A 5788-nucleotide genomic window follows, 5' to 3' on the forward strand; every position below is an offset into this window, starting at 1 on the left:
GATGGATAACCATGGCGTTATGCTTCCTCCAGGTTTTGCGTGAGCCAGTCGTTCAATATCTGGCGGGTTCGGAACAAAGGATAGCTCCTTTTTGGAATATAATCACATGGTACCCGACACCGTTCTTATTTCAGATGGTTGAAGATATTGAAGGGCATATGGAAAAAGCATCCTGAGTGGAAAGAGCCACCCTGGAAAGAGGCAATGCGTAAACTGCCTTCGAAAGACGAACAAGTCTTTTGATTCCTTTCCACAATTCAAGCCACCGGCCGCAGTTGTAGCAGCATCATGATGCCGAACAGAATCACCAGCCCCCCGGCAATCTTTCTGGCGAGCGGCTTGCGCAGCAGGCTGCCCATCCAGCCGGCCGCTGCTCCCATGAGCAGCAGGTTGGGCAGCGTCCCCAGGCCGAAAGCGCCCATGAGCAGAGCACCATCCACCATACCGCTTGCTGACAGGGCCCAGATGAGCACACTGTAAACCAGACCGCAGGGCAGCCAGCCCCAGACCATGCCCAGCAGGAAAGCCTGCCCGGGCGAGCGTACGGGCAGGAGCCTGCGCCCCAGAGGCTCGATGCGTTTCCATACCACGCCACCGGCGCGCTCCACGCGGGCCAGGCCAGTCCACCAGCCGCCGAGATACAGGCCCATCATGATCATAAACAGGCCGGCAATGATGCTAAGGATCTGCTGGGTGTATTGCAGCGGCCCCGCCTGGGCCATCAGTAAACCCAGGCCACCGGCAATCATACCGGCGAGCATGTAGCTGAGAATCCGCCCCAGGTTGTAGCCCAGCTGCTGCAGCCAGAAGCCGGAGGTAGCCGCGTTCTGCTGGGGCTGACCCAGGGTCAGGGCACCAACGATACCGCCACACATGCCCAGGCAATGCACACCACCGAGCAGACCCACGATGAAGGCGCCGGCGAGACCGACATCAATCATCGGCGCCCTCCCCGTTTACCGGCACATAACGCCAGGCCAGGGCCACCAGGATCAGCACCGGCAGCCCCATGGCGGCGGTGAGTATAAAGAATCCCGCATAGTCCAGATTCTCTACCATCACCCCCGAGAACCCACCGATGAACTTGGGAAACAGCAGCATGACCGAGCTGAACAGGGCGTACTGGGTAGCAGAATACGAAACATTGGTCAGGCCGGAAAGGTAGGCGACGAAAGCAGCCGTGGCCAGGCCTGCGGAAAGATTGTCCGCCGCCACCACCAGCATCAGCATGCCGATCTGCGGCCCGGTCTGCGCCAGCAGGGAAAACAGCAGATTGGTGCCCGCCGCCAGCAGTGCACCCAGAAAAAGGATACGCATCACACCGAAACGGGTCACCAGCACGCCGCCGAACACGGCACCCAGCAGGGTCATGATGATGCCGAATATCTTGGTGACATCGGCAATCTGTGTCTTGGTGAAGCCAAGGTCGATGTAGAACACATTGGCGATGACACCCAGCACGATATCGGAAATACGGTAGCTGGCGATCAGCGCCAGCAGCAATACCGCCTGCCAGCGGTAACGGCGTATGAAATCCGCAAAGGGGCTGATCACCGCCCGCCACAGCCAGTCCAGTACAGTCCGCAACCAGTCCGGCAGGCCACTGAGCCGGTGGATACGCCGCACACCAGCCTCTTCCACTTCATTCTCCTGCAATACCGGCCTTGGCTCGGCAACCACCAGGGTCGTTGCCAGCCCGACCAGCATGGCTGCAGCCATGGTCAGGTAGGCCACAGACCAGGCATGAAGATCATATTTTACATCCGCCGGCTGCACCCAGGCTGCAATCCAAAGCACGCCGGCAGACGCCAGAATCATCGCCAGGCGGTAACCCACCATGTAGGCGGCCGCCAATGCCGCCTGCTGCTTGCTCTCGGCACTTTCGATACGGAAGGCATCGATGGCGATATCCTGGGTAGCAGAAGCGAAAGCCACCAGCACGGCAAACCACACCAGCCCCGCCAGGTTTTCCCCCGGATTACTGAAGGCCATGCCCAGCAGCCCGGCGATGACCGCTATCTGGGCAAACAGCAGCCAGGCCCGCCGGCGGCCCAGCTTTCGGGTCAGAAAGGGCAAGGGCAGTTTATCCACCAGCGGCGACCAAACCCACTTGAAGGCATAGGCAAGCGCCACCCAACTGACGAAACCGATGGTGGAGCGGCTGATCCCCGCTTCACGCAACCACACCGAGAGAGTGCCAAAGACCAGCAGCAAAGGCAGTCCAGAGGAAAAACCAAGGAAAAGCATCACCCGCACCCTGGGATGAAGGTAGATCCCGAGGCTGTCCAGCCAACGCCTGCCCAGGGAATCAGAGTTCAAGATCGTAATCCAGAATCAGCGGCGCGTGATCGGAAAAACGCTTGGCCTTGTAGATGGAAGCGCCCTGTACCTTGTCCCGCAAACCGGGTGTGATCACCTGGTAGTCGATGCGCCAGCCCACGTTCTTCTCCCAGGCACTGCCCCGGTTGGACCACCAGGTGTACTGGTCAGGCTCCTGGTTGACCACACGGAAGGCATCCACGAAACCTGCGGGACCGAACAGCTCGTCCATCCAGGCGCGTTCCTCGGGCAGGAAGCCGGAATTCTTCTGGTTGGAGCGCCAGTTCTTCAGGTCGATGGCCTTGTGCGCGATATTCCAGTCACCGCAGATGATGTATTCGCGGCCACTCTTGCGCAGTTCGATCAGATAGGGCAGCAGCTTTTCCATGACACGGAACTTGATGGCCTGACGCTCCTCGCTGTGGGAACCGGATGGCATATAGAGGGAAATGACGCTTACATTCTCGTATCTTGCTTCTATCCAGCGGCCTTCTGCGTCGAACCAGTCCCAGCCTATGCCCTCCACCACGGATTCCGGCTCCTGGCGGCAGTAGATGCCCACCCCGCTGTAACCCTTGCGCTCGGCAGGATGATAGAAGCAGTGGAAGCTGGGCGGCCAGAACTGCTTGTTAGTGATCTGATCGGCCTGGGCCTTGAGTTCCTGCAGACAGACGACGTCCGCTTTCTGGCGGCGCAGCCAGTGAAAAAAGCCTTTGCGGGCGGCAGCACGGATGCCGTTGACATTGACGGTGATTACTCGCATGACCGCAGATTATACTCCTGATAACATGCGCCAATCACATCCAACCCACAAGAGATTGCCATGCAGGACTACCAGAAAGAATTTCTCGACTTCGCCCTGGACGTAGGCGTATTGCGCTTTGGCGAGTTCACCCTCAAATCCGGGCGGCTCAGCCCCTACTTTTTCAATGCCGGCCTGTTCAATACTGGCGCTGCCCTGGCCCGTCTCGGCAAGTATTACGCCCAGACCATCATGGACTCTGGCATTGCATTCGATGTGCTCTATGGCCCGGCCTACAAGGGCATCCCTCTGGCTGCCGTCACGGCTGCCGCCCTCTATGACCAGCACGGCAGGGATGTGGCTTATGCCTTCAACCGCAAGGAGGCTAAGGATCACGGCGAAGGCGGCGTAATCGTCGGGCATGCCCTGGAAGGCCGGGTGCTCATCATCGATGACGTGATTTCAGCCGGCACCTCGGTGCGCGAGTCCATGGACATCATCGAACAGCTGGGAGCGAAAGCAGCAGGCGTGGTCATCGCCCTGGATCGCCAGGAAAAAGGGCAGGGAGAACTCTCGGCAATTCAGGAAGTTGAGCGGGACTACAATATTCCCGTTGCCGGCATCGTGAAACTGCAGGATCTGGTGAGTTTCCTCGAAGAAAAAGGCGACGCGCCTGATCAGTTGCAGGCTATCCGGGATTATCGGGAAAAATACGGAGTAAGCCGAAGAAGCTCACAACCACGATAGCATCACACAAAATAAATCCCTACATTAGAATATGGTGATTTATTTGAGCCAGATCAATATGGGAATCTGTGGAGAGAGTATATTGTGCTTCAAGGTCTTGGAAACAATACCTTATGGGTAAGTAAAGTTATCCAGAATGTTCTCACTCCTCCTGACTATTGTCAGATTTAGCCCGCCGGCTCCTTTTCGGCGGGCTTTTTTATGCCCAGGGATGGGCGGGCAGAAATTTGCTCCTGCATTTTCTGCACTTCCGCCATCCCTGGCGGTCGTATGCCGTGAGAGGCCAGGGATGGCCGAAGCGGCGAATGCCCAGGGATGGGCGGCACTGGCAATCGCTCCTGCATGCCCCGCCTCCTTCATCCCTTACCATCGTAGATCGGGCTTCAGCCCGACAACTACCCCCAATCCAGCACCTTTGTCGGGCTGAAGCCCGATCTACATGGGAAGACTCCAGTACACCCCTCCCGTGGATACAATCACCGTGAGTATGCCCAGCACCAGGTTGAAAGTAACCAGCCGGCGGATACCCGCCAGCGCCTGACCGCCTGCCGGCCAGTCTTCGGCCGCCACGGCCTTTCGCAGGGCTGCATAGGGCACGAAATAGATATAGCAGAACACCAGCATCATGGTCAGCCCCATGCCGAACATGAGATGTACATGCAGGGCCAGCCCGCCCATGCCGCCATAAACGCCGAAGATCATCCAGAAGCCACTGGCCAGTATGAGCAGGATGCTTATCCATACCCAAGGGAAAAACCGGCCGAACACACCTGCCCACAGGCGCAGCCTCAGAGGTGGCTCCAGGGTATCCACAGCGGTGGGCCGCAAAATCATATGGGCAAAAAACATCCCTCCCACCCAGACGACCACTGACAACACGTGCAGGGGAATGGCGAAATTCATACCAAAACTCATGTCGGATTTCCTATAATGATGAATCTACGGGTATTCTACCCCATTACCGATCATCTCCTTTCCCGGAGAAATACCATGAATCCAACAGAACATCGCGTGGTGGTGCTGGGCGCGACCAACAAGCCCGAACGCTATGCCAACCAGGCCATTCGCCTGCTGCAGGAGAAAGGCTATTCCAATATCACCCCGGTACACCCGAAACTGGCCGAAAGCGAGGGTCTGCCTGTGGTGAACACACTGGCCGATGTCAGACAGCCTGTGGACACCCTGACGCTGTACGTGGGCCCGGCCCGCCTGGCGCCCATGGCCGACACTATCGTCGCCCTCCATCCCGGCCGGGTGATCTTCAATCCCGGTACGGAATCGCCGCCCCTGCAAAAGGCGCTGGACCAGGCAGGTATTCCCTGGGAGGAGGCCTGCACCCTGGTGGTGCTGCGCACCGGACAATTCTGAATAGCCGTAAAATCCCCCTACATCACCCGGGAAGGCTATGATGCCCTGCGGGAAGAAGAGACAGCCCTGTGGAAAAAGCGCCGCCGGGTAGTGAAGATTCTTGCCGCAGCCGCCGCCGAAGGTGACCGCTCGGAGAATGCTGAATACATCTACCGGAAGAAACAGCTTCGGGAAATGGACAGGCGTATCCGCTATCTGCAGAAACGTATCCCCGAGCTAAAACGCATCGAAGGCCCGCCGCACAACACCGAGCAGGTGTTCTTCGGCGCCTGGGTGACACTGGAAGACGAAAAGGGCGAGGAAGTCACCTACCGCATCGTTGGCGCAGATGAATTCGTGCCGCAGAAAAACTGGATCAGCGTGGATTCCCCCATGGCCAGAGCCCTGCTGGGCAAATCACTAGATGAGGAAATTCAGGTCGAAACGCCTTCCGGTAGAAAAGAGCTGTTGCTCCTCAAAATCAGCTATCGACATCCTGAAACATCATAGGACAGTAAAAATCTGCGTTCTAAGAACGCAGACTTGGCTTTTGCCCCCTATAAGGGGGCTTTGATGCCAGCCTTCTGAGAAGGCTGGCTGGTGAGTTATCCCATTTCATTGATTACTTGCCCA

7 protein-coding genes are annotated in these 5788 nt (G+C 57.8%); 3 read left to right on the top strand and 4 right to left on the bottom strand.

Annotated elements, in window-relative coordinates; all coding sequences use genetic code 11:
• Positions 1 to 257 precede the first annotated feature (257 nt).
• From ACOCD2_RS10970 to ACOCD2_RS10980, 3 genes are read right to left on the bottom strand one after another with little or no spacing between them, the layout of a single operon-like run.
• On the bottom strand, positions 258 to 941 hold the full coding sequence (locus tag ACOCD2_RS10970; protein ID WP_293647626.1) for a sulfite exporter TauE/SafE family protein: 684 nt from the start codon (positions 939 to 941) through the stop codon (positions 258 to 260).
• Complete coding sequence (locus ACOCD2_RS10975; protein WP_305800284.1) at positions 934 to 2319, bottom strand: AmpG family muropeptide MFS transporter; 1386 nt, start codon at positions 2317 to 2319, stop codon at positions 934 to 936. Before ACOCD2_RS10975 ends, ACOCD2_RS10970 begins: the two co-directional genes overlap by 8 nt.
• Complete coding sequence (locus ACOCD2_RS10980) at positions 2309 to 3082, bottom strand: exodeoxyribonuclease III (RefSeq protein WP_293647624.1); 774 nt, start codon at positions 3080 to 3082, stop codon at positions 2309 to 2311. The genes ACOCD2_RS10975 and ACOCD2_RS10980 overlap by 11 nt, the downstream gene beginning before the upstream one ends.
• 60 nt (positions 3083 to 3142) lie before the next feature.
• Between ACOCD2_RS10980 and pyrE the strand changes: the two genes are divergently transcribed.
• The gene (pyrE, locus tag ACOCD2_RS10985; protein ID WP_293647622.1) at positions 3143 to 3808 is read left to right on the top strand and encodes an orotate phosphoribosyltransferase; all 666 of its coding nucleotides are present in this window, start codon (positions 3143 to 3145) and stop codon (positions 3806 to 3808) included.
• A gap of 435 nt (positions 3809 to 4243) precedes the next feature.
• Here the strand turns inward: pyrE and ACOCD2_RS10990 are convergent, their stop codons facing one another.
• A complete protein-coding gene (locus tag ACOCD2_RS10990; RefSeq protein ID WP_293647618.1) occupies positions 4244 to 4723 on the bottom strand; it encodes a CopD family protein in 480 nt (159 codons plus the stop codon).
• Between the two features lie 75 nt (positions 4724 to 4798).
• On the opposite strand from ACOCD2_RS10990, the gene ACOCD2_RS10995 reads away from it, so the two are divergent.
• Positions 4799 to 5176, top strand: a complete 378-nt coding sequence (locus ACOCD2_RS10995) for a CoA-binding protein (protein ID WP_293647616.1) — start codon at positions 4799 to 4801, stop codon at positions 5174 to 5176.
• A gap of 21 nt (positions 5177 to 5197) precedes the next feature.
• Positions 5198 to 5665: a transcription elongation factor GreB gene (greB, locus tag ACOCD2_RS11000; protein WP_368857396.1), complete on the top strand. Its 468-nt coding sequence runs from the start codon at positions 5198 to 5200 to the stop codon at positions 5663 to 5665.
• Positions 5666 to 5788: the final 123 nt, after the last annotated feature.

Origin of the sequence: Thiolapillus sp. (assembly GCF_048562965.1) — a bacterium.
Lineage (GTDB): Bacteria > Pseudomonadota > Gammaproteobacteria > Chromatiales > Chromatiaceae > Thiolapillus > Thiolapillus brandeum_A.

Bases quoted from the DNA above. Each gene is read 5' to 3' on its own strand.
- ACOCD2_RS10970 (WP_293647626.1), bottom strand. From the start codon at position 941: ATGATTGATGTCGGTCTCGCCGGCGCCTTCATCGTGGGTCTGCTCGGT.
- ACOCD2_RS10980 (WP_293647624.1), bottom strand. From the start codon at position 3,082: ATGCGAGTAATCACCGTCAATGTCAACGGCATCCGTGCTGCCGCCCGC.
- pyrE (WP_293647622.1), top strand. From the start codon at position 3,143: ATGCAGGACTACCAGAAAGAATTTCTCGACTTCGCCCTGGACGTAGGC.
- ACOCD2_RS10990 (WP_293647618.1), bottom strand. From the start codon at position 4,723: ATGAGTTTTGGTATGAATTTCGCCATTCCCCTGCACGTGTTGTCAGTG.
- ACOCD2_RS10995 (WP_293647616.1), top strand. From the start codon at position 4,799: ATGAATCCAACAGAACATCGCGTGGTGGTGCTGGGCGCGACCAACAAG.